At 36.8% G+C, this 20,778-nt stretch carries 18 protein-coding genes and 1 riboswitch; of the genes, 11 read left to right on the top strand and 7 right to left on the bottom strand.

All coding sequences use genetic code 11. From position 1 onward, the window contains the following. Positions 1-123 precede the first annotated feature (123 nt). A complete protein-coding gene (locus tag MKY02_RS19975) occupies positions 124-834 on the bottom strand; it encodes a Fe-S oxidoreductase (RefSeq protein ID WP_038180440.1) in 711 nt (236 codons plus the stop codon). A gap of 1,019 nt (positions 835-1,853) precedes the next feature. Between MKY02_RS19975 and MKY02_RS19970 the strand changes: the two genes are divergently transcribed. From MKY02_RS19970 to tatC, 4 genes are read left to right on the top strand one after another with little or no spacing between them, the layout of a single operon-like run. After that, on the top strand, positions 1,854-2,594 hold the full coding sequence (locus tag MKY02_RS19970; protein ID WP_038180437.1) for a gluconate 2-dehydrogenase subunit 3 family protein: 741 nt from the start codon (positions 1,854-1,856) through the stop codon (positions 2,592-2,594). Positions 2,595-2,611: 17 nt separating this feature from the next. Continuing rightward, positions 2,612-4,324, top strand: a complete 1,713-nt coding sequence (locus MKY02_RS19965) for a GMC family oxidoreductase (RefSeq protein WP_038180436.1) — start codon at positions 2,612-2,614, stop codon at positions 4,322-4,324. A gap of 20 nt (positions 4,325-4,344) precedes the next feature. Further along, the gene (gene tatA, locus MKY02_RS19960; protein WP_038180429.1) at positions 4,345-4,548 is read left to right on the top strand and encodes a twin-arginine translocase TatA/TatE family subunit; all 204 of its coding nucleotides are present in this window, start codon (positions 4,345-4,347) and stop codon (positions 4,546-4,548) included. Positions 4,549-4,563: 15 nt separating this feature from the next. Then, the gene (tatC, locus tag MKY02_RS19955) at positions 4,564-5,442 is read left to right on the top strand and encodes a twin-arginine translocase subunit TatC (protein ID WP_038180427.1); all 879 of its coding nucleotides are present in this window, start codon (positions 4,564-4,566) and stop codon (positions 5,440-5,442) included. Between the two features lie 141 nt (positions 5,443-5,583). On the opposite strand, the gene MKY02_RS19950 is transcribed toward tatC, so the two are convergent. Then, positions 5,584-6,165 carry a TetR/AcrR family transcriptional regulator gene (locus tag MKY02_RS19950; protein WP_340711638.1) on the bottom strand — a complete coding sequence of 194 codons (582 nt, stop codon included), beginning with the start codon at positions 6,163-6,165 and terminating at the stop codon, positions 5,584-5,586. 275 nt (positions 6,166-6,440) lie between these two features. Between MKY02_RS19950 and MKY02_RS19945 the strand changes: the two genes are divergently transcribed. The 3 genes from MKY02_RS19945 (at position 6,441) to MKY02_RS19935 (ending at position 9,864) form a co-directional block, all read left to right on the top strand. Then, positions 6,441-7,700: an MFS transporter gene (locus MKY02_RS19945; RefSeq protein ID WP_038180424.1), complete on the top strand. Its 1,260-nt coding sequence runs from the start codon at positions 6,441-6,443 to the stop codon at positions 7,698-7,700. 100 nt (positions 7,701-7,800) lie between these two features. Continuing rightward, entirely contained in the window at positions 7,801-8,892 is a 1,092-nt protein-coding gene (locus MKY02_RS19940) for an LLM class flavin-dependent oxidoreductase (RefSeq protein ID WP_076034254.1), read from the top strand. A 33-nt stretch (positions 8,893-8,925) separates the two neighbouring features. Continuing rightward, positions 8,926-9,864, top strand: coding sequence for an alpha/beta hydrolase (locus tag MKY02_RS19935; RefSeq protein WP_038180420.1), 939 nt, complete (start codon positions 8,926-8,928; stop codon positions 9,862-9,864). 432 nt (positions 9,865-10,296) lie between these two features. On the opposite strand, the gene MKY02_RS19930 is transcribed toward MKY02_RS19935, so the two are convergent. Genes MKY02_RS19930 through MKY02_RS19920 form a run of 3 tightly spaced genes read right to left on the bottom strand, consistent with a single transcriptional unit; the run spans position 10,297 to position 13,206 of the window. Then, entirely contained in the window at positions 10,297-11,268 is a 972-nt protein-coding gene (locus MKY02_RS19930) for a DMT family transporter (RefSeq protein WP_076034256.1), read from the bottom strand. A 25-nt stretch (positions 11,269-11,293) separates the two neighbouring features. Further along, positions 11,294-12,520 (bottom strand): peptidase T, encoded by a 1,227-nt coding sequence (pepT, locus tag MKY02_RS19925; RefSeq protein WP_038180415.1) that lies wholly within the window; start codon positions 12,518-12,520, stop codon positions 11,294-11,296. A 35-nt stretch (positions 12,521-12,555) separates the two neighbouring features. Next, positions 12,556-13,206: a lysoplasmalogenase gene (locus tag MKY02_RS19920; RefSeq protein WP_340711637.1), complete on the bottom strand. Its 651-nt coding sequence runs from the start codon at positions 13,204-13,206 to the stop codon at positions 12,556-12,558. 124 nt (positions 13,207-13,330) lie between these two features. Here MKY02_RS19920 and MKY02_RS19915 point away from each other — a divergent pair, with 124 nt between their 5' ends. Next, a complete protein-coding gene (locus MKY02_RS19915) occupies positions 13,331-15,016 on the top strand; it encodes a hypothetical protein (protein ID WP_340711636.1) in 1,686 nt (561 codons plus the stop codon). A gap of 167 nt (positions 15,017-15,183) precedes the next feature. Here the strand turns inward: MKY02_RS19915 and MKY02_RS19910 are convergent, their stop codons facing one another. Beyond that, a complete protein-coding gene (locus MKY02_RS19910) occupies positions 15,184-15,915 on the bottom strand; it encodes an NADPH-dependent oxidoreductase (protein ID WP_076034258.1) in 732 nt (243 codons plus the stop codon). A 199-nt stretch (positions 15,916-16,114) separates the two neighbouring features. Beyond that, positions 16,115-16,228, top strand: a riboswitch (SAM riboswitch). Between the two features lie 116 nt (positions 16,229-16,344). Between MKY02_RS19910 and MKY02_RS19905 the strand changes: the two genes are divergently transcribed. Both MKY02_RS19905 and MKY02_RS19900 read left to right on the top strand, forming a co-directional pair. After that, the gene (locus MKY02_RS19905; protein WP_038180408.1) at positions 16,345-17,640 is read left to right on the top strand and encodes an O-acetylhomoserine aminocarboxypropyltransferase/cysteine synthase family protein; all 1,296 of its coding nucleotides are present in this window, start codon (positions 16,345-16,347) and stop codon (positions 17,638-17,640) included. A 549-nt stretch (positions 17,641-18,189) separates the two neighbouring features. After that, positions 18,190-19,173 carry a homoserine dehydrogenase gene (locus tag MKY02_RS19900; RefSeq protein WP_076034260.1) on the top strand — a complete coding sequence of 328 codons (984 nt, stop codon included), beginning with the start codon at positions 18,190-18,192 and terminating at the stop codon, positions 19,171-19,173. A 131-nt stretch (positions 19,174-19,304) separates the two neighbouring features. Here MKY02_RS19900 and MKY02_RS19895 read toward each other — a convergent pair whose 3' ends face one another. Then, a complete protein-coding gene (locus MKY02_RS19895) occupies positions 19,305-19,535 on the bottom strand; it encodes a hypothetical protein (protein ID WP_038180403.1) in 231 nt (76 codons plus the stop codon). A 113-nt stretch (positions 19,536-19,648) separates the two neighbouring features. Here MKY02_RS19895 and MKY02_RS19890 point away from each other — a divergent pair, with 113 nt between their 5' ends. Next, positions 19,649-20,527, top strand: coding sequence for an EamA family transporter (locus MKY02_RS19890; protein ID WP_179078265.1), 879 nt, complete (start codon positions 19,649-19,651; stop codon positions 20,525-20,527). Positions 20,528-20,778: the final 251 nt, after the last annotated feature.

Below are 20,778 nucleotides of genomic sequence, written 5' to 3'. Positions count from 1 at the left end.
TTCCTGGAGGAAACTTTAAGTGTTTAAATTATAATCCTCAATTTGGAAATTGTAAAGAAAAATTTACGATTATCCGAATAAAAAAATCATTAAATTTTCAGTCTTCTTATAGATGGGGAAAACTTACTTTAAAGGGCAGAAGCCACATTGTAACCATCCTGGTACGTCTTTTGAGAAACAACATGTTTTACGAACAGGGATATTGACTAATTTAGATGGATGTTGACCACCAGTATACTTTGCAAATTGAGAGCGCTTTAAGAACTTAGACCATACTTTATCATCCTCTAAAATGTCTAAATCAATACGTGCCTGATCTTCAGTTGCAGGATTAGACAGTAGGGTATGGAAATGCCATAACATATAGCCGAAAATGTTTTCCCACAGCATTAATGGAGAAACAGATGTAATTTTTCGTAATTGCTGAATAATTTCCTGACACTGTGTGAGCAAAATATGTGCAATTACTTCTTCGCGTTCTGAATCATCAACAATGCGCCAATCGTTTTCTTTAATAAAAATGCAAAGCGCTGTTCTCCCAAATTCTTCACGTGCTCCAAAATGGATTGAAGAAACATCGCTATCCCAAACTTCGTCATATGTACTAAGCATGTAAAACTGCATAGCGATGAACATGCCATAGCGTTTTGTGAAATATGAAATCGCAGTAGTTTCTGATGTTACACCACTTATGGCATACATAAGATTCATAAAATCAGGAAGAAATGAATCGTCTTGCAATTGATCTAGCCGGAAGAGAACTGTTGATGGCTCGTCCGTATATACGCTGTATGCATTTAGTTGTTGTCTTTGATCCTTTGATAAAGTACCCATTTAATCACCCCTTACAAACTACTATACAATAAAATTTTAAAGACCTATTGGATAAATATTTAGACTTTCGTAGAAAAAGAAAGTAAAAAAATCTAGAGAATAAAATATAAGTGAATTTTCTATAAAATGCTTGACTATTTATATGATAATGATTATCATTATCATATAAAGAAAAACCTCCTTTACAACATAGCAAGTAGAGAAGGACTTTAATTAGCTACTTTTCTCCAAAATTTAGCTAAACAATACAATGTGTTCTTAAACCCCCCTCAAAAGTTTAAGAATATATCGATAAAACTGGAACGGTAAGCCTTTAATGGCTTACCGTTTTTTGTTTTTCTTAACACTTTCGTATAGAAAAGTAGAAAGTAATTAAGAGTGAGAAATGATTTCTAAAATGAAATTAAAACCTCCTTTAACAAGCTAATAATCATTCCGAAAGATTTTTCTGAAAAGTAAAAAACAGTAATTATTATAGGTGTTTTGAGATGTTATTAATATGAAAAATACACTATAAAATTATATTGAAATACTTTTATTCAAAATAAATATATTGATTATTGTAATGATTATGAATTTTGATAAACGAAAGTTTCGGTGTATGAATTATTTTTACTGTATATCTTCATTTTTCCATATTAATTCCTAATTAATGAAAATAAATAAAATATACCAATTTAAAAAAGTCTATAAACCTATAATAAAGCCCTTATAATGTAAAATTTATGATTAATAAGTTCTGTTGTTCTTCTGAAGTGAGATGATTAGAATTGAATATGTGACATTTTTCGAAACTTTTTTATTAAGACATTTTTGTGAACTTATCGATTTCTCTCCAAACAGATGGTTTCTTAATAATCTGTTTGAAGAATAATCGACAACTGTTTTTACATAACGTATTTTATTAATTAAGTTAGGAAAATATTATTTTCAAAAAGTAGTCTTGGGGTAACGGTTGCTTTTTTATGAGTACTTAATGACAAATTTAGTACGAATAAAGTATTAAGGGAGGTTCCTATATGAGTAAGAAAGATTTATCAAGACGTGATTTCTTAAAAACAACAGGTATTGCAACTGGAACATTAGTAGGTGGCGGCTTAATTGGTGGATTAATCGGATTTGGTTCGAACAAGAATAATTCATCAAACAGCGATAAAAACGCATCTAAAGATCAGGCTGCAAATACGAACAGTAAAGGTAAAATGTTCTTTACTACTGATAAAGAATTCGAAATTTTATCAAATGCAACAGAACGTATTTTCCCTAAAGATGACTTAGGTGCAGGTGCGATTGATCTTGGTGTTCCATATTTTATCGATCATCAATTAGCAGGTAACTATGGCAGTAACTCTAGAGAGTATATGCAAGGACCTTTCTATGCTGGTGAAGCTACTCAAGGTTACCAATCACGTTTAACAAGAGCAGAGATATTCAAACAAGGTGTTGGTAAACTTGAAGCGGAAGCTCAAAAACGCTTTAAAAATGGATTCTCATCACTTGATGATAAGCAAATGGATGAAATTCTTACTGCTTTCCAAAAAGGTGAAGTAGCAATGTCTGGAGTAACTTCTGCATTTTTCTTTACATTACTGCGTTCAGCAACAATTGAAGGAGCATATGCTGATCCAATGTACGGCGGTAACTTGAACATGGAAGGATGGAAAATGAAAGGCTTCCCAGGTCACCAAATGTCATATATCAATGTAATTGAAGAAGATAAATTCCAAAAAATTGCACCTAAACCATTAGGTCAACATTAATACAGGAGGTTAGAAAAATGACTAAAACTATGCCCAAAGTAGACGTTGTAACAGTAGGGGTAGGTTGGACAGGCGGTATCGTCGCAGCTGAAAGCGCGAAAGCCGGTTTGAAAGTCGTAGGTTTGGAACGTGGTGCTAAACGTGGAACAGAAGATTTCATGAACGTACATGATGAATATCGTTACGCAATACGTTATGAATTAATGCAAAACCTATCAAAAGAAACTGTAACTTTCCGTAATAATCGTAAACAAAGAGCACTACCAATGCGCCAATTAGGTTCATTTTTATTAGGTGAAGGTCTTGGTGGTTCTGGTACTCACTGGAACGGTCAAACATATCGTTTCTTGCCATATGATTTTGAAATGAAGACAATGACTGAAAAAAAATATGGTAAAGACAAATTAGGCTCAGATTATTTAATCCAAAACTGGGGAATGACTTATGATGAGTTAGAACCTTATTTTGATAAGTATGAAAAAACAGCTGGTATATCAGGTGAAGATAAAAACCCATTCTGGGGTAAACGTTCAAGCGAATATCCAACACCTCCAATGAAGAAAACCCCACTACTGCAAAAATTCGAGAAAGCAGCTGATAAATTAGGCTACCATCCATACATGGTTCCTTCTGCAAACTTATCAGAAGCTTATAAAAACCCAGATGGCGAACAAATTAATGCTTGTCAATACTGTGGCTTCTGTGAACGTTTTGGTTGTGAATACGGTGCAAAAGCTTCTCCAGAAGTAACAGTTATCCCAACTGCTAAAAAGACTGGTAACTATGAAGTGCGTTGTAATTCAAACGTTATCGAAGTATTAACAAAAGGTGGAAAAGCTACTGGCGTTAAATATATTGATACAATTTCTGGTGAAGAATTTATCCAACCAGCTGATGTAGTTGTGTTAACAAGCTTCATGATGAACAACGCAAAATTACTAATGGTATCTAACATAGGTGAAATGTATGACCCTGCAACTGGTAAAGGTACACTCGGTCGTAACTATTGCTATCAAATCATGCCAGGTGCAACAGGTTTCTTCGATGAACAATTCAATACATTTATGGGTGCAGGTGCTCTTGGTATGTGTATCGATGACTTTAATGGTGATAGCTTTGACCATAGTGATTTAGACTTTATCCATGGTGCTAACATTGCACTTATGCAATTAGGTAACCGTCCAATTGGTAATAACCCAGTACCATCTGATACACCAACATGGGGAGCAGAGTTTAAAAAACAATCTATTATGAACTACACGCGTTCATTAAGTCTTGGCGGTCAAGGTGCATCTATTCCACATAAGGAAAACTTCTTAACTTTAGATAGTACTTATAAAGATGCATATGGACAACCACTATTACAATTAAACTATGATTTCACTAAACAAGATATTGCTTTACACAAATTTATCTCTGATAAATCAGCAGGTATTTTAAAAGAAATGGGCGCTAAAAAGGTTGAAGCACGTGCTCCAATCGATCACTACAACATCGTACCTTACCAATCTACACATAACACAGGTGGTACGGTTATGAGTTTAACTCCTGAAGAAGGTGTTGTTAATAAATACTTACAACATTGGGATTGTGAAAATCTATTTGCAGTAGGTGCAGGTAGCTTCTCTAATAACAGTGGTTACAACCCAACTGCTACAGTAGGTGCGCTAGCTTACCGCTGTGCAGAAGGTGTCATTAAATACAGCAAAAAAGGCGGCTCTTTAGTCTAATTATAAAGGAGGAATAAAGCATGGGATTTAGTTCAATAGGTGTACCAGGATTAATTATTATTTTAGTTATCGTTTTAATCGTATTCGGTCCAAAAAAATTACCTGAAATCGGTTCAGCAGTAGGGAAAACTTTTGCAGAGTTCAAAAAGTCTACTAAAGGCTTAATGGATGACGATGAAGATGTTAAAAAAGAAAAAACAACAACTGATAAAAAAGAAATTTAAGTAGAGGGTGTTCGTATGGATCCGTATGAAGAAAATGGAAAAAAGGTACTTAGCCCTTTGGATTTAATCAGTTCGGATGAAAATGAAACTCCAGAAACAACAGAAGATGCTTCTGTTGAAAATCGAGAGCCATCTCCTACTCCACCAGAGGAAAATGAGGAGGAAAAAGGAAGTTTGGTTAACGAATCTCTTGTTGCTCATTTAGCTGACTTACGAAAACAAATCATAAAAGGTGTTACTATTTTTGTCATATTCTTCATCATTGTATTTGCTACGGTGAATAAATGGCTTCCGTATGTAACACGTGGACATGATTTAGTCATTTTAGGTCCGTTAGAAGTGGTTAAATTCTATATGTCTGTTTCTACCACAATTGCACTTGGTCTTTCACTACCATTCTTAATGCATTTTATTTGGCAGTTTGTTAAACCAGGATTAAAAGAAAATGAAAGCCGCTTTTTAGGATTATATTCTCCTGTAATGTTGTTACTATTTTTAGTAGGGGTTTCATTTGGTTATTTCATTATTAACCCGCTTAGCTATCAATTTCTTATTGGTATAGGTGAATCAAACTTTAATGTGATGATATCAGCGAGTGAATATATTCACTATCTCATCATGACGACTGTTCCAATAGGTTTACTATTTGAACTGCCGATTATAGCTATGTTTTTATCAACGATTGGTATTTTGACTGCATATACAATGAAAAGTATTAGAAAATGGTCATATGTATTTATGGCAGTATTTTCTGCACTTATTACACCACCAGATTTTATGAGTCAATTACTTGTTCTCATACCGATGATTTTACTTTATGAAATCAGCATTCATTTAGTAAAAAGAATCGAAGATAAAAAAGCTCTAAAAGCCAGTTTAGAGAATGTAGATTAATGATAGTCTATTTGTCTGAGTATTAAAAAGTCCTCTATGAAATAATTGCAAATTGCAGTTATTATCATAGAGGACTTTTTTTATTGAATAAATTATTAATAGCATTAAATTAAAACAATTCCGTAGTTGAATATACAATCATCACTTAAGTAATGTGAGCGTCGCTGCTATTGCATTGTCGACAAATGAACGTTGGGGGCGAGATTTCAACATAACTGTTAGACCGATTAACGCTACAATCAGTGCCTGTGCCAAAGGCTTTGCATCTGTGTTGGCTTCCAGCTCACCTGATTGGATTCCCCGCTCGAGCGTCTCCTGAAAAATGACGGCTAGATACATTTGATGTTCTCTGGTTAAGATTTCAAATTTCTCATCATGAGGTGCTAGTTCAACCATTGTATTGATACAAAAACAACCTTTACTAAGATCTTCTGCGTATTCTTCAATGACGACATCTGCAAAGAAAATAGAAAATGCCTCTTTTACAGAGGAGTGACTTTGAAGCCTAGTTCGTATATCAGAGGCCCGAGACATTGTATATCTGCGAAGTGCGGCTTCAAATAATTCTTTCTTATCTCCAAAAGTCGAATAAATACTAGGGCGTTGAATACCCATTCTAGAAGTAAGATCACTTAATGAGGTAGCCTCATATCCCTTCTCCCAAAATAACTGCATTGCTGCATCTAAAACTTGATCCTCATCAAATTCACGGGTTCTTGCCATTAAGAATTCACCTCTTCAAACTTTGATTTTATTAATTGCTTAGGATGTATGTGTAGGTAATTACAATTGCTATTTTCAATACCAATCAGTATGTAATTATTATATTATTAGCCATTCAACATGTCAAACCACTCCCCATTTATTTAATGTAATATTAACTTTAATGCAAATAAGTTGTTGACATAATGAATGTGGTTAAGATATATTTACCAGTAATTATATTGTACCGAACGGTATGTTATAATCAAAAATCCAATATGATTGGGGGTTAAGGTGTGTGCGAAACAGAGACGAATCTAGAAAATGATCCACTCTACACCAAGATAAGTGATAAATATTCCATAACGAAACCTAATTTGAATCAACAGCCATCAATGTCTCGCGCGTTGGCATTATTGTTTGCGATTGCCTGTGGAATGTCTGTTGCCAATATTTATTTTGCACAGCCGTTGCTTGATCAACTATCTAATGAGTTTGGTATTGACCATTCCATTATTGGTGTCGTTATTACCATCACACAGATTTTTTATGGATTGGGCTTACTACTACTCGTACCGCTTGGAGATTTACTAAACCAGCGACGTCTAATTGTCGGCCAGATGCTATTATCTATAACAGCTCTGGTTATAGTTGGTACTGCCTTCTCTAGCATGGTACTTTTCGCAGGTATGGCTTTGGTGGGTCTGCTTGCAGTTGTAACACAGACTCTCATGGCGTTTGCAGCGACCATCGCTTCCCCTATAGAACGAGGTCGTGTCGTTGGCATTGTAACAAGTGGGATAGTCATTGGCATACTTCTCGCACGGACTTTTGCTGGTATATTAACAGATCTTGCGGGTTGGCGTTCCGTATATCTAGTTTCTGCTGCGCTCATGCTTTTGATGGTTTGTATGTTTTTAAAGTTGTTGCCCAATGTTGAGCGCGAGGTAAAATCACTATCCTATTCTCAGTTGATTAGATCGGTGCTTGTTTTGTTTATTCAAGAACGAACATTACGCGTTCGCTCCGTTCTAGCCATGCTGATTTTTGCTGATTTCAGTATTTTATGGACTTCACTAGTCCTGCCACTAAGCACACCTCCATTTGCTCTATCTCATAGTGCAATTGGTGCATTCGGTCTTGTAGGTGTGGCTGGAGCATTGGCTGCGGCACGAGCAGGGAAATTGGCCGATCAAGGTTACGGACAACGAACGACAGGTATTGCTTTAGCTTTATTATTGATTTCATGGTTGTTCATCAGTTATATAGAGCAGTCATTAATCGCATTAGTGATAGGTATAGTTCTACTTGATTTGGCCGTACAGGCAATACATGTTACAAATCAAACCATGATCCTTCCATTGCGTACAGAAGCACGGAGTCGACTTACTGCTGGGTATATGGTGTTTTATTCTATCGGCAGTGCTGGTGGTTCCATTGCCTCGACTCAAATATACGCACACTTTGGCTGGGGAGGGGTTTCCTTACTCGGAGCCTCTGTCAGTGCTTTCGCTCTTCTTTTTTGGGCTATGACCAGCCGAGTTAAGACTTCATGAAATAAACATGTGTTAGCCAATATGAATAACACATTACTACCATAAAGGAAATGACTAATTTTTTAGGCTTAAAATCTAATTAAACTAGGAGAGATAACAAATGGAAATAGGTATTACGTCTTTTGTAGAAACGAAACCAGATGTTCATAGTGGCGAAGTGATAAGTCACGCACAGCGATTGCGTGAAGTTGTCGAAGAAATCGTTCTTGCTGATCAAGTAGGACTTGATGTGTTTGGCGTTGGTGAGCACCATAGGAAGGATTATGCAGCATCCTCTCCAGCGATGGTTCTGTCAGCGGCGGCACCACAAACGGAAAAGATACGGCTCACGAGTGCAGTAACCGTGCTTTCTTCAGCAGATCCTGTGCGCGTTTTTCAGGATTTTTCTACACTGGATGGCATTTCAAATGGACGCGCAGAGATTATGGCGGGTCGTGGTTCCTTTATTGAATCCTTTCCATTGTTTGGCTATAACTTGAATGACTATGATGAACTGTTTGAAGAACATTTGGAATTACTGCTCAAAATACGTCAGTCCGAAAAAGTGACTTGGGAAGGCGGACATCGACCAGCAATCAATAATTTAGGTGTGTATCCAAGACCTGTTCAAAATTCTCTACCGATTTGGGTTGGTAGCGGTGGAAATGAGGAGTCTGCTATCCGTGCCGGTCTTCTGGGATTACCACTTATGCTGGCAATTATTGGTGGTAGCCCAATGCAATTTGCACGAATCGTAAAGCTATATAAGAAAGCGGCGGCTCACGCTGGTCATGATGTATCAAAACTTCAGGTGGGATCTCATTCGATAGGATTTGTTGGAGAGAATACGGAATTGGCAGCAGATACATTTTTCCCATCCACTCAGGCAGGCATGAATAAACTTGGCAAAGAGCGGGGCTGGCCTTATTATGATCGTTCCAGCTTTGATGCTGCACGCAGTTTTGAAGGGGCATTGTATGTTGGTGATCCAGATACAGTCGCCGAAAAAATCATCCATCTTCGTAAGCATGTAGGGATTACACGCTTTATGATGTATGTTCCGTTAAGTACAATGCCACATAATCAAGTCATGCGTGCCATAGAATTGCTTGGAACAGAAGTTGCCCCTCGTGTACGGGAGGAAATTGCCAAATGGGAAGCTGAAGGAGAACAGGAGACACATCCAGTCCGTGAATCATTCAATAAGGAATGATTGAAGTCTCATTATCTAACTGGAGGAATTTATATGAAAATTGACAGTAGAGTATTACCAGAATTAAAACAGGCTTTCTCACAATTTCCAGGCTTTCAATTAGCGGAGAATTTAGAGTCGAGTCGAAGTTTCTTGTCGAATCCACATTTGGAAAAATCAAAACTTGTACTCATGACCAATCGAACGATTCCTGGCGCTGCGGGCGAGATGTTAGTTAAAATTTACGAACCCGTTGAGAAAAATCTTGATAAACTTCCAGCTATGCTGTGGATTCACGGTGGCGGATACGTAATGGGACACCCCGATATGGACGATGTTTTGTGTGAACGCTTTGTTCAGACTGCTAAATGCGTTGTTGTGTCTGTCGATTATCGACTTGCTCCCGAACATCAATATCCAGCGGCTATCGAAGATTGTTATGCAGGATTGGTTTGGATGACAAATGAGGCAGACTCGCTTGGCATTGATGTGAATCGAGTTGCGATCGCCGGTGCAAGTGGAGGCGGCGGACTAACAGCAGCGCTTGCGATAATGGCTCGTGATAAAGGAGGTCCATCTATTATATTCCAGATGCCGCTGTATCCGATGCTTGACAACCGCAACATAACACCATCAAGCTATGAGATTACAGAAGACCACGCAACATGGAATAGAGCAAACAATTCAACGGCTTGGAGTATGTACTTGGGCAAGGAGAACGATTCCAACGAGGTATCTCCCTACGCTGTACCTTCGAGAGCAGACAACTTAGCGGGGCTACCGCCAACTTATACATGTGTAGGTCAACTCGATTTATTCCGAGATGAAACCATTGAATATGTAACACGACTAGCACAAGCAGGAGTAGACGTTGAATTTCAACTCTACCCTGGCTGCTTCCATTGCTTTGAGGTATTTGTGCCTGAAGCCGAAGTGAGTCAGCGTGCCAGTCAGAACTATTTGGACGCGATGGCACGGGCACTTCATCCATAATTTATCTATCTGACTGTGGATGATTCTGCTTATAATCGTAAAATGGAGATTATAAGCATTATTTACACTTTTATTAGTAAGTTTAGGAATTTATTTATCAATTCTTTTCAATTTAAAAAGTATTAAGAAAGTAATTTCTATTGTTATATTAAATTGTATTGGGATTGAGATGTTACACCTTTTATTTGAAGATCTTGGTTTGGTTATAGGAGGCTTTAATATTCTTACAATTATTTATTTGTGGCTTAATATTTTTGGAGGGATTCTTGGACTTTTGTTAGCAGGATTAACAATAAAAATTATTAATTCATATAAATATACAAATAAAATTAAAGCGAAATTATTAAACTAACGGGGTGCTTTAGTTTAAAAAAAGGAAAGAGCGTTACATATTAGTCATATAAAATATGTAACGCTCTTTTATTTATCTTTTTAATTTAGTTCTTGATAATTTCGGACAGTGGGCATTTGTTTTTTCTTCATCAACATTGTGTAATAGCTATGTAAGAACATTCCAATGATGATAATAGCTAAGCCGAATAGGGCGAGTGGCTCTGGTAAAGGAATACCTAAGATAATCATCTCTCCTACAATAACGAATAGTATTTCAGTCGATTGTGTTGCTTCAACGGCTGCAAGTTTTCCTTGGTTATTACGGACGCGATCTGTTGCGATAAAGAAAAGAATAGTCGCAATAACACCTGAGCTAATCCCAACAAGAAGTGAATTAATTACTTGGCTAGCAGAAGGCAACCCGACTGTTATTAGAGCAATAACAGCTAATATAATCCAAGCAGGAAGGGAAGCGATGGTCATGCCGAGAACCCTTTGGAAGGTATCTAAACGACCATCACACACATCCATCATCTTACGATTTCCAAGTGGATAAGCAAACGCTGCAACAATAACCGGCAAGATGCCTAACATTAAGCTTTCAATAGAAACTGTTTTAGCACTAGGGATTTGAATTAATATAATCCCAACTAAAATAATGCACGATATAAGCAATGACACGATAGGAATCTTCTGTCGTATTGTTTTCTCACCAAGTCGTATGAAGAAAAGAGGTGCTAATAATACTCCTGCAACAATTGTAAATTGCCATGTTCCCGATACGAGCCAACCAGGTCCATAAGCAGCCGCGAATGTTAACGGTGCATAAAATAGGACAAAGCCAACAAAGCTCCATAATAGCCAAACTTTAGGTCGTTTTTTCATTTCCTTTGTCATTGGTTGTATGCCTTTACGGTACATCACAATAACGAGTAAAAAGGGAATCATGAAAAAGTAACGTAATGATGAGCTCCATAGCCAGCTACCACCATCTAACTCCATTACTCGATTTAATATAAAAGTTACAGCAAAAAATAATGACGCTAAAACACCTAAAGCAATTTCTTTCAAAATATCACCTACCTATAAATACGCTTTATGCTCGTTGCTCAAATAATTGGACAATTTCGATGATAACTTCAGTAGCTTTAACCATCGTCTCAGCAGAAACATACTCGAATCGTCCATGCATATTCTCGCCGCCAGCGAAGATATTCGGAGTAGGCATTCCCATATACGAGAGTTGGGACCCATCTGTACCACCACGAACTGGCAAAATTAAAGGTTTGATATTTAGGTTTTCCATTGCTTTAAAGGCTACATCAACAATATCTTTTTGTGGTTCAATTTTTTCAGCCATATTATAGTATTGATCTGCTATTTCAACTGTAATGGCATCTTCACCGAACTCAGCTTTAATTTTGGCTTCAACTTCTTTAAATAATTGTTTTCTTGATTCAAATTCTTCACGGTCAAAGTATCGAATGATATAAGAAAGTCTTGCTTCTTCGATATGGGCGTTGAAGTTCATTAGATGAATGAATCCTTCATGACCAGATGTTTTTTCGGGTACTTCATCTGCAGGCATATAAGATTGGAATTTAATAGCCATTGTAATAGCGTTGACCATTTTATCTTTGGCAGAGCCTGGGTGTACACTTACGCCGAAAGTTTTAACTTTTACTCCAGCTGCGTTGAAGCTCTCATATTGTAATTCACCTAAAGGACCACCATCCATTGTATAAGCGAAATCAGCATTAAATGCTTCAACATCAAATTTATGTGGCCCACGGCCGATTTCTTCATCAGGTGTGAAGGCAACTCGGATTTTACCGTGTTTAATATCTGGATTAGAAATTAAATATTCCATAGCTGTCATGATTTCAACAATACCTGCTTTATCATCAGCACCAAGTAAAGTAGTACCATCAGTAGTAATCAATGTTTGCCCTACATAATTGGCAAGCTCTGGTGAATTTTTCGGAGATAGAACTGTATTTTCATTTAATTGAATATCTCCACCGTCGTAATTGTCATGACGCTGTGGTTTAACATTTGTACCAGTATAGTCTGTAGTAGTATCAACGTGCGCTAGAAAACCAATTGTTGGTAATTGTTTATCTGAATTAGCTGGTAGTGTAGCAAATAGGTAGCCATTTTCATCAAGAGAGATTTCAGTCATACCGATTTCGGCTAATTCTTTCTCAAGTACATGTAGTAAATCCCATTGTTTTTCAGTTGATGGAGTTGTTTCGCTTTCAGCATCAGATTGTGTATCAATTTGTGCATAACGTACTAGTCTTTCAATCACTGTTTCTTTCATATTGGAATATCCCCCTTATTGTAAAAGCATTGTCACTATTCTAACACTTTCTTTCGGATGACGGAATAATAAGAAATACTAATAGCAAACAATAGCTGTGCACCGTAATAGCTCATCATAATAAGTGCATGAGAAAAAGGTACATCAGTAATGAACATATTAATCGATAATATTGAATCTGAGAAAATAAATGATAGTGCCCCTATTGTAGCAAGCTTCGAGTTTGTCTGAATAGCTGTCCATCCCATTGTTAAAATAACAGTGATATATGCGATAACAGCAACACCTAATATGATGTCTCCAGATTTAAAGACAGTCCCAGCAATCCAAATAACCATAAACCCTCCATAAAGTAATAAAAGGGTAGCTGCAGGTCTAGCAATTATTTTTTCTTTAAGTTGTACAAATGCAACGATGTAGCAAATGTGACCGATTAAAAAACTAGTTAAACCAAATAAAAACCATTGGAGTGTTGCGTCACCAATCATACAAAAGAGTAATCCAAGTAGTAACCATTTTTTATAACTTGTATTAGGCGATGCTTTTTGAAACGAAGCTAACCAAATAATTAGAAGCATTGGAACTACTTTAAAGCTTAGTTTCACTGTAACAGGCTCAGCAGGTATAAAGAAAATATAAATGATGCCTAATAGAATGATTAAGCTAATGAGAATTTTTTGTTTCATATTCTCACCTCCCTTCATTAAAGAGTATTCTTGCTTAAAATAAATAAAACCTTTCTAATATAAAATATAACTGAAACTTTCTGAAGATTGTATCGTAAAATAGATATGTGAAAGGATGATCAAAATGATTGCTACATTAATAATGTCGGCGATAGTTGCAGCAGTAGCTGGACTATTAATCGTACCGATAACAAGTAAAACAAAAGATGGAGATTTGAAAGCTAAATTCAAAATCCAATTCTTTATTTTCGTATTCATAGTTGCATTTATAGCGACAGCAACAATTTACTATGTTCTAATAATTGATCAAAATTGGACGCTTTTATGGCCAGTGATAATTGTTTTAACAGCGCTTGGAGCTTGGTCTGCAAGTGGTATGGAGCGTAATTTAAAAGGTATTCTGTTTTTAGGAAGCTTAGGTTTTGGTGTATATATTTTGGCAGCGCCATTATTTAATGCGAATGAAAAATACACATCAGCTGAAATGACACAAAAAGTGGAACTGAAGGCATTTGATGAAACAAAAACACCTGCAAGCGTACCGCCAAAATTTGCTCGTAATAAAATGAAAAAGGCTTTTAGCCAAGTACCAAATACAAGCTACTATGAATTAGGTAGTTTGCAAATTCAGAAGGTTAACGGCGAATTTGTGTATATTGCGCCTGTTGAATTCTCAGGCTTCTTTAAATGGACGAAAGGGAAAGTGACACCAGGTTATTTTAAAATGAGTGCTACAGATTCTTCAGATAATCCAAAGTTCATCAAATCAGAAATGAAATATACGACTTCTTCATTTTTAAACAATAATGTTGAGCGTCATATTCGTTTAGAAAATCCAACGAAAATTTTCTACGGTGAGCCTCAACTTGAAGTTGATGATAATGGTAAACCATATTATATTCGTTCATATGGGAAATTCATCACAGCGCGTAACGGCTTTGATGCAGAAGGTATTATTATGGTTGATGCAAAAACAGGTAAATCTCAGACATTTGCTTTAAAAGATGTTCCAACATTTATCGACGGTGCAGTTTCACCGGAAGCAGTTAGCCTTCAAAATAGCTATTTTGGTAACTATGTTCACGGTTTCTGGAATAGTAAATTTGGAAAAAAAGATGTGAAATTACCTTCGGATGAAGGAACGGAAGCTAATGTTAGCCCAATCTTTGATGAAAATGGTGATATGTACTACTTCACAGATTTTACAAGTCCTAAAGAAGGTGTCGATTCAATGCTCGGTTATTCATTAACAAATGGCCGCACTGGAGAGGCAACGTATTACACGGGCAACCAAGAGGAAGCGTACATGGATTCTCAAGGAGCATTACAAATAATCGAAAAGAAATTTATCGAGAAAAAGTGGCATGGTCAAATGCCAATCATCTACAACTTCTATGGTGAAGCAAGCTGGTTAACACCAGTGCTCGATTCAAACGGTTTCTTACAAAATTATTTCATCGTCTCAGCTGCTAATCCTGAGCTTTCAGTTTCAGGAGCTACTCCAAATGAGGCATTAAGACAATATAAAGCTATCCTAAGTCGTGGAGGCAGTTCTGTAAATGGTAGCTCTAAACAAGAGCAAGCAACCATTAAAGGGAAAATTGTCCGCGTTTATAAAGAGAAAAGTGGCGACTTCACAACAGTATCGTTTATGTTAGATAACAAAGACAACTATAGCGTGAGCTCAGAAGTTGTACCATTAGCTATTTATCTACAAGAAGGTGACACAGTCGAAGTGAAATATATCAACTCAGGCGAAGTTTTCCTACCTGTAAAAGAGCTAGTAATCGAAGGTTTAGTCAAAGAATAAAATGAAATGCCTACCTGTCACTAAATAGTGGCAGGTTTTTTAATGGGATTATGAATAGTAATTTATCAAAGTGAAGGAGAAGAGGCGTAGTAAAACAACTTATAATAGGTTGAACTCATGCAAAAAAACTCTAAAACTAGGTATCCCTAATTTTAGAGTTTTCTTTATTACTTCCAAGTGAAGCCTTTCTGTGCTAAAAATTCATTGATATGTGGTCGACGCTGTTCTATTAAGAAATCCGCCATTTGTTTTGTCCAATTGGCCATTTTACGATTAGACCCGCGGCTTGCATAGTAGTCTTCCATTGTTGCATCATACTCATCTAACAATGTATCATATCGATCTACATCATAATTGTTTTCATGTAGTATAGCTTGAACTGGTAATCGAGGTTTTGTTTCATTACGCTTTGTAGGTACACCAATCGTCATAGCAAATAACGGGAATACATATTCAGGAAGACCAAATAATTCACTAATTTCTTTTGGATTATTACGCGCTCCACCAATATAACAGATACCGTAACCTTGGTCTTCAGCTGCAATAACGAAGTTTTGAGCGAAAAGAGCAACATCTGCTACACCTACAAGTACGTTCTCTGCAGAATCAGCAATAATTTCTACACCATTTTTTTGGCCCGCAACTTGCAGTCGTTTAAAATCTACACAAAATAAAAACGAAGCACCCGCTGTTCCAAATTGGAATTCATTATTCGAAAGTTCTCCAAGTTTTTTCTTTTTATCTTCATCTGTAACCCAAATGACACTATATGCTTGTACAAAATGAGAGCTCGCTGCCATTTGTGCTGTTTCAATTAAATCGACAACTACTTCTTTAGAAATAAGTTCTCCTGTATATTTACGCACAGAAGCGTGACTACGTAGTAATTCTCTTGTCATTATCCGAAACCCCTTTGCCAAATAATATATATTTACTGTCTATCTTTAGGCTAACATATTTTAAAGTCTACTTAAATTAAATTCATCTATCTAAAAATTGTATCTATTAAATTTAATGTTCAGAAAAAACAAATAAAAGTATTGACATTAGTTTGATTTATCTTCTATACTTGTCAACAAGATGGAACTGAATCAAATACTCTTATCAAGAGCGGCGGAGGGATAGGCCCTGCGATGCCCAGCAACCGGTGAGTGACGAACTCACAATGGTGCTAATTCCTACAGATTTTTAATCGGATCTGACAGATAAGGGGAGGAAAAATTGCTTATGCAACCCTCTTCTTAGCGAAGAGGGTTTTTATTTTTCCAAAAAATCCTCCTCACACCTCCGATTTGCCATCTCAAAAATACATTTAGGAGGAATGAATGATGACAAATTTACGTCCAGAAACTTTATTATTACACGGTGGCCAAGTAGCAGATCCAACAACAGGTGCTCGTGCTGTACCAATTTATCGTACAACTGCTTATGCTTTTAATAGTACGGAGCATGCTCAAAAACTATTTGCACTTGAAGAACCCGGTAATATTTATTCTCGTATTATGAACCCAACTGTCGATGTATTTGAAAAACGTGTTGCACTATTAGAAGGTGGAACAGCGGCAGTAGCACTATCTTCAGGAATGGCTGCTATTTCATTTTCAATTTTAAATATTGCACGCGCAGGCGATCATATTGTTGCTTCAGGTAGTTTATATGGCGGTACATATAATTTGTTAGCCAATACTTTACCACGCTATGGTATTACAGCCTCATTTGTAGATGAAAGAGATCCAGAAAACTTCCGTACAGCGATTCAAGAAAATACAAAAGCGATTTATGTGGAAACAATAGGTAATCCAAGTTTAACTGTAGTGGATATTGAAGCTTTGGCAAATATCGCACATGAAAATGAGATTCCACTAATTGTTGATAATACATTCCCATCACCATATGGTTCAAATCCAATAGAGTTCGGTGCTGATATTGTAGTGCACTCTGCAACAAAATGGATTGGTGGCCACGGTACAGTAATCGGTGGTGTCGCTGTCGATGCTGGTAAATTTGATTGGACGCAAGGGAAATTCCCTGACTATACAGAACCAGATGCATCTTACCATGGTATTCGCTACGGTGTTGATGCTGCAAGTGCTGCATTCGCAACTCGATTACGCGTTCAATTGCTACGTGATTTTGGTCCAACATTAAGTCCTGACAATGCATTCCAGTTAATTCAAGGTCTTGAAACATTACATTTACGTGTACCACGACATAATGAGAATGCTAAAAAAGTAGCTGAATACTTGCGTGGTCATGAAAATGTTGAGTGGGTTAGTTTCAATGGATTTGAAGACAGTGCAACTCACGAAAATGCGAAAAAGTATTTAAAAAATGGGTTCGGATCAGTATTAACATTCGGTATTAAAGGTGGCCGTGAAGCTGGTCGCCAGTTAATTGATAACATTGAGTTATTCTCGCATGTAGCAAATGTAGGTGATGCGCGTTCATTAATTATCCATCCAGCATCTACAACACACCAACAGTTAAGTGCAGTAGAATTAGTATTAGCGGGTGTTTCTGAAGAGCTTGTACGATTATCAATTGGTTTAGAAGCAATTGAGGATATTATAGAAGCACTAGATAACGCCTTCGCAAAAGTAACAGAAGCTGTTGTTACAAAGTAAGTATTTATTAATGAAGAAAAGGCTAATTCAAGGGATGACGAGGGGCATTATGTCGTCCTTTTTTCTTTTCAAATCGTTATTTTTAAACTAGTAACATTTAATCTGAAATTCCAAAATACAGTTAAAGTGTTGTTATTCTTGGCTTGTGTGACCTTCTGAGAAAAACAATTGTCCTTTCCGGAAAGATTTTTCTTGTAATCTGTTCATTTATAGTCTAGAATCATCAATAAGTAAAAAAATTGAAGTACAGTGTATTAGTAATTGATAAAATTGCTAAACGCTATTTGAAAAACTATTCGTAAGGGGATTATGGGGGATATACGCTGTAAAGGGGTTAAATACAGTTGTACAGCAACATAATTAGTAAATATCTTTTCTCTGAATTATTTAGAAGTCAATATCATATGGTGTTGTGCTAGAAAACAAACAGAATTGGAACTACAAAATGATGTTTAACATCTGGCTTTGAAGTCATCAATACTAGATGGAGTTTGAACACAATTTGGAGATTGAATGTAAGATTGCAATTTTATTTTTGGAGGCGATCGTATGGCGGCAGTAAAAGTAGCGATTCTAGGATTTGGTACTGTAGGGCAAGGTATTTATCATATCATTAATGAAAAGCGTGAACAGTTTAAAGAGACATTAGGAGTAGATATTGAAATCGCTAAAATTTTAGTACGTGACGTAACTAAACCACGTTCAAATGCACCACAAGATTTAATAACAGATAACTTTGAAGATATTTTAGCTATTCCAGATTTACAAGTTGTATTTGAAGCAATAGTTGGGGAAGAACCAGCATTTAAATATTCAGCACTTGCAATCGAAAATGGTTGTAACGTAATTACTGCTAACAAAGTAATGTTCTCTAAACATGGTTTAGCTTTGCAAGAAAAAGCGAAGCAATATGGCGTACAAGTGGGCTACGAAGCAACAACTGCTGGTGGCGTTCCTGTTATTAAAACGATGCAAAATATCTTACGTGTAAATGATGTACACCATATTCAAGGAATCTTGAATGGTACATCAAACTACATCTTAACTCAAATGCGTAGTGAAGGATTAGCGTTCGATGATGTATTAAAAGATGCACAAAGCCTAGGTTACGCTGAAGCGGATCCTTATAACGATATTTCTGGTCAAGATGCATTCCGAAAACTTATGATTCTTAGTGCGTTAGCATTTGGTAAACAGCCAAGGTGGGAAGATGTTGATGTAATTGGTATTACAGAAATCACATCTGAGCAAGTAGATGAAGCTTCTGCTAAAGGTTTACGTTACCGTCATGTAGCAGATGTACAGTTAGGTGAAAACGGAGAGTTAATTGCTAAAGTAGGACCTGAACTAGTTGGTCCAGAACATCCACTTTACTCAATCGAGGGTGTTAATAATGCTGTTGCTCTTGATACAAACTACATTGGGACCCTAACTCTTGTAGGGCCAGGAGCAGGAATGTTCCCAACTGCAAGTGTGATGGTTGAAGATTACGCAGACATGTTAGCTAAACAAACAGCACCTGTTACAATCTAAATATAAATTGGAGCTGCAATCAGTTGCTAGCTTCTACATATCGCAAACACCAGTGGCTATTGTAAAAGCCATTGGTGTTTTAATTTTCTTTCAATATAATGCAAAACAAAAAGACAGCTCTTGGCTGTCTTTTAGTCCTCATCTTTAATATCAATGTCTTCTGGAATCGGCGTGTTCTTCCAAATCTCAATTTCTTCTTTGATACGTTCAAGTTGTTCATGGAAACGCTCAAATTGGTCACTGCTGATTAAAAATTGTTCGCCATCGTGAACCGCATGAATGCGACCTTCTAGGATGTAACGCATCACTTGTTGCTCTGGCATTGAGATATCTTTCGCTGTATCTGTAACAGTTTTGTACATAGATCAATGCCTCCTTTTGCCTTCATTATAATAGAAGAAACCGTCTGCCTCAACTTTCAGAATTTATGGTATATTTATGAAAAGATACATAAGGAGTGAGCAGTTAAGTGAGTATATTACCCTATGCTTTTGTATTATTGGCAGCTGTTTTATGGGGGACAGTTGGTACTACACAGACATTTTTAACAGATGGTATTAATCCTCTTACTGTTGCTATGATGCGATCAGCAGTTGGTGGCGGCACTTTACTGATCATAGCTACTTTAATGAGAAAGATAAAATTTCGTCATTGGGCTTGGAAGTATACTTTTTTTGCAGCACTATCGATGGCTCTATTTCAACCGCTATTTTTTTCATCGGTACGTTTGACAGGTGTAGCCATTGGAACTGTCGTAACGATTGGAAGTTCGCCAGTATTTGCAGGTTTAATTGATTGGCTTTATTTCAAAAATAAGCCGACGCGCACATGGGGAGTAGCTACATTACTTGCTATAGTTGGATGTGTATTATTGTTTGTGAACAAAGGAGAGGCAACTATCAATCCGATTGGTATTGCCATGGCTCTATGTGCAGGAACAGCTTTTGCAATTTATACACATGTGAGCAAGGCATTAATGGAAAAAGAAGAAGCGATGCCAGCAGTGGCTATGACATTCTCAATCAGTGCGTTATTATTGTGTCCAATCTCATTAATATATGGAATTGAATGGGTCGGACAAGGCGCAAACTGGCTACCATTAGCATTCATGGGCGTTTTCGGTACTAGTATCGCGTATTTGTTATTCTTAACGGGCTTGCAAAAAATATCATCATCTTCAGCGGTGACACTGTCACTTGGAGAACCATTAACGGCTACTATACTCGGTGTATTTCTAGTAGGTGAGTATCTAAGTGTAACGTCATGGTTTGGTGTTGCGATGCTACTCGGTGGTATTTTAGTTATTACATTTGGTGGTCGTGTTAAAAAGGTTAATAAAATTTTAGCTACTTAGTTAAGGCTAAGTAGCTTTTTTGTGGGGAAAATGAAGTATAGATATGAGTAGCATGAGCTATTTTCGGTATTATGGTAGCGGATTAGGACGTGAATATTCTGCTAAATAACAAAGGGCCGAGTTAGCGCAACAAACAATCGAGTTAATGCAACAAACAGCTGAGTTAGTGCAACAAACAATCGAGTTAGTGCAACAAACAATCGAGATAGTACAACAAACAACTGAGTTAGTGCAACAAACAAGTGTTTATC

Origin of the sequence: Viridibacillus sp. FSL R5-0888 (assembly GCF_038009105.1) — a bacterium.
In the GTDB taxonomy this organism is placed as follows: domain Bacteria; phylum Bacillota; class Bacilli; order Bacillales_A; family Planococcaceae; genus Viridibacillus; species Viridibacillus arenosi.
Note: the sequence above shows the minus strand (reverse complement) of the source record. Positions and strands in the feature narration are given on the sequence as shown.

Bases quoted from the DNA above. Each gene is read 5' to 3' on its own strand.
- MKY02_RS19950 (WP_340711638.1), bottom strand. From the start codon at position 6,165: ATGGCAAGAACCCGTGAATTTGATGAGGATCAAGTTTTAGATGCAGCA.
- MKY02_RS19935 (WP_038180420.1), top strand. From the start codon at position 8,926: ATGAAAATTGACAGTAGAGTATTACCAGAATTAAAACAGGCTTTCTCA.
- pepT (WP_038180415.1), bottom strand. From the start codon at position 12,520: ATGAAAGAAACAGTGATTGAAAGACTAGTACGTTATGCACAAATTGAT.
- MKY02_RS19900 (WP_076034260.1), top strand. From the start codon at position 18,190: ATGGCGGCAGTAAAAGTAGCGATTCTAGGATTTGGTACTGTAGGGCAA.
- MKY02_RS19915 (WP_340711636.1), top strand. From the start codon at position 13,331: ATGATTGCTACATTAATAATGTCGGCGATAGTTGCAGCAGTAGCTGGA.
- tatC (WP_038180427.1), top strand. From the start codon at position 4,564: ATGGATCCGTATGAAGAAAATGGAAAAAAGGTACTTAGCCCTTTGGAT.
- MKY02_RS19970 (WP_038180437.1), top strand. From the start codon at position 1,854: ATGAGTAAGAAAGATTTATCAAGACGTGATTTCTTAAAAACAACAGGT.
- MKY02_RS19910 (WP_076034258.1), bottom strand. From the start codon at position 15,915: ATGACAAGAGAATTACTACGTAGTCACGCTTCTGTGCGTAAATATACA.
- MKY02_RS19905 (WP_038180408.1), top strand. From the start codon at position 16,345: ATGACAAATTTACGTCCAGAAACTTTATTATTACACGGTGGCCAAGTA.
- MKY02_RS19940 (WP_076034254.1), top strand. From the start codon at position 7,801: ATGGAAATAGGTATTACGTCTTTTGTAGAAACGAAACCAGATGTTCAT.
- MKY02_RS19975 (WP_038180440.1), bottom strand. From the start codon at position 834: ATGGGTACTTTATCAAAGGATCAAAGACAACAACTAAATGCATACAGC.
- MKY02_RS19920 (WP_340711637.1), bottom strand. From the start codon at position 13,206: ATGAAACAAAAAATTCTCATTAGCTTAATCATTCTATTAGGCATCATT.
- MKY02_RS19965 (WP_038180436.1), top strand. From the start codon at position 2,612: ATGACTAAAACTATGCCCAAAGTAGACGTTGTAACAGTAGGGGTAGGT.
- MKY02_RS19895 (WP_038180403.1), bottom strand. From the start codon at position 19,535: ATGTACAAAACTGTTACAGATACAGCGAAAGATATCTCAATGCCAGAG.
- tatA (WP_038180429.1), top strand. From the start codon at position 4,345: ATGGGATTTAGTTCAATAGGTGTACCAGGATTAATTATTATTTTAGTT.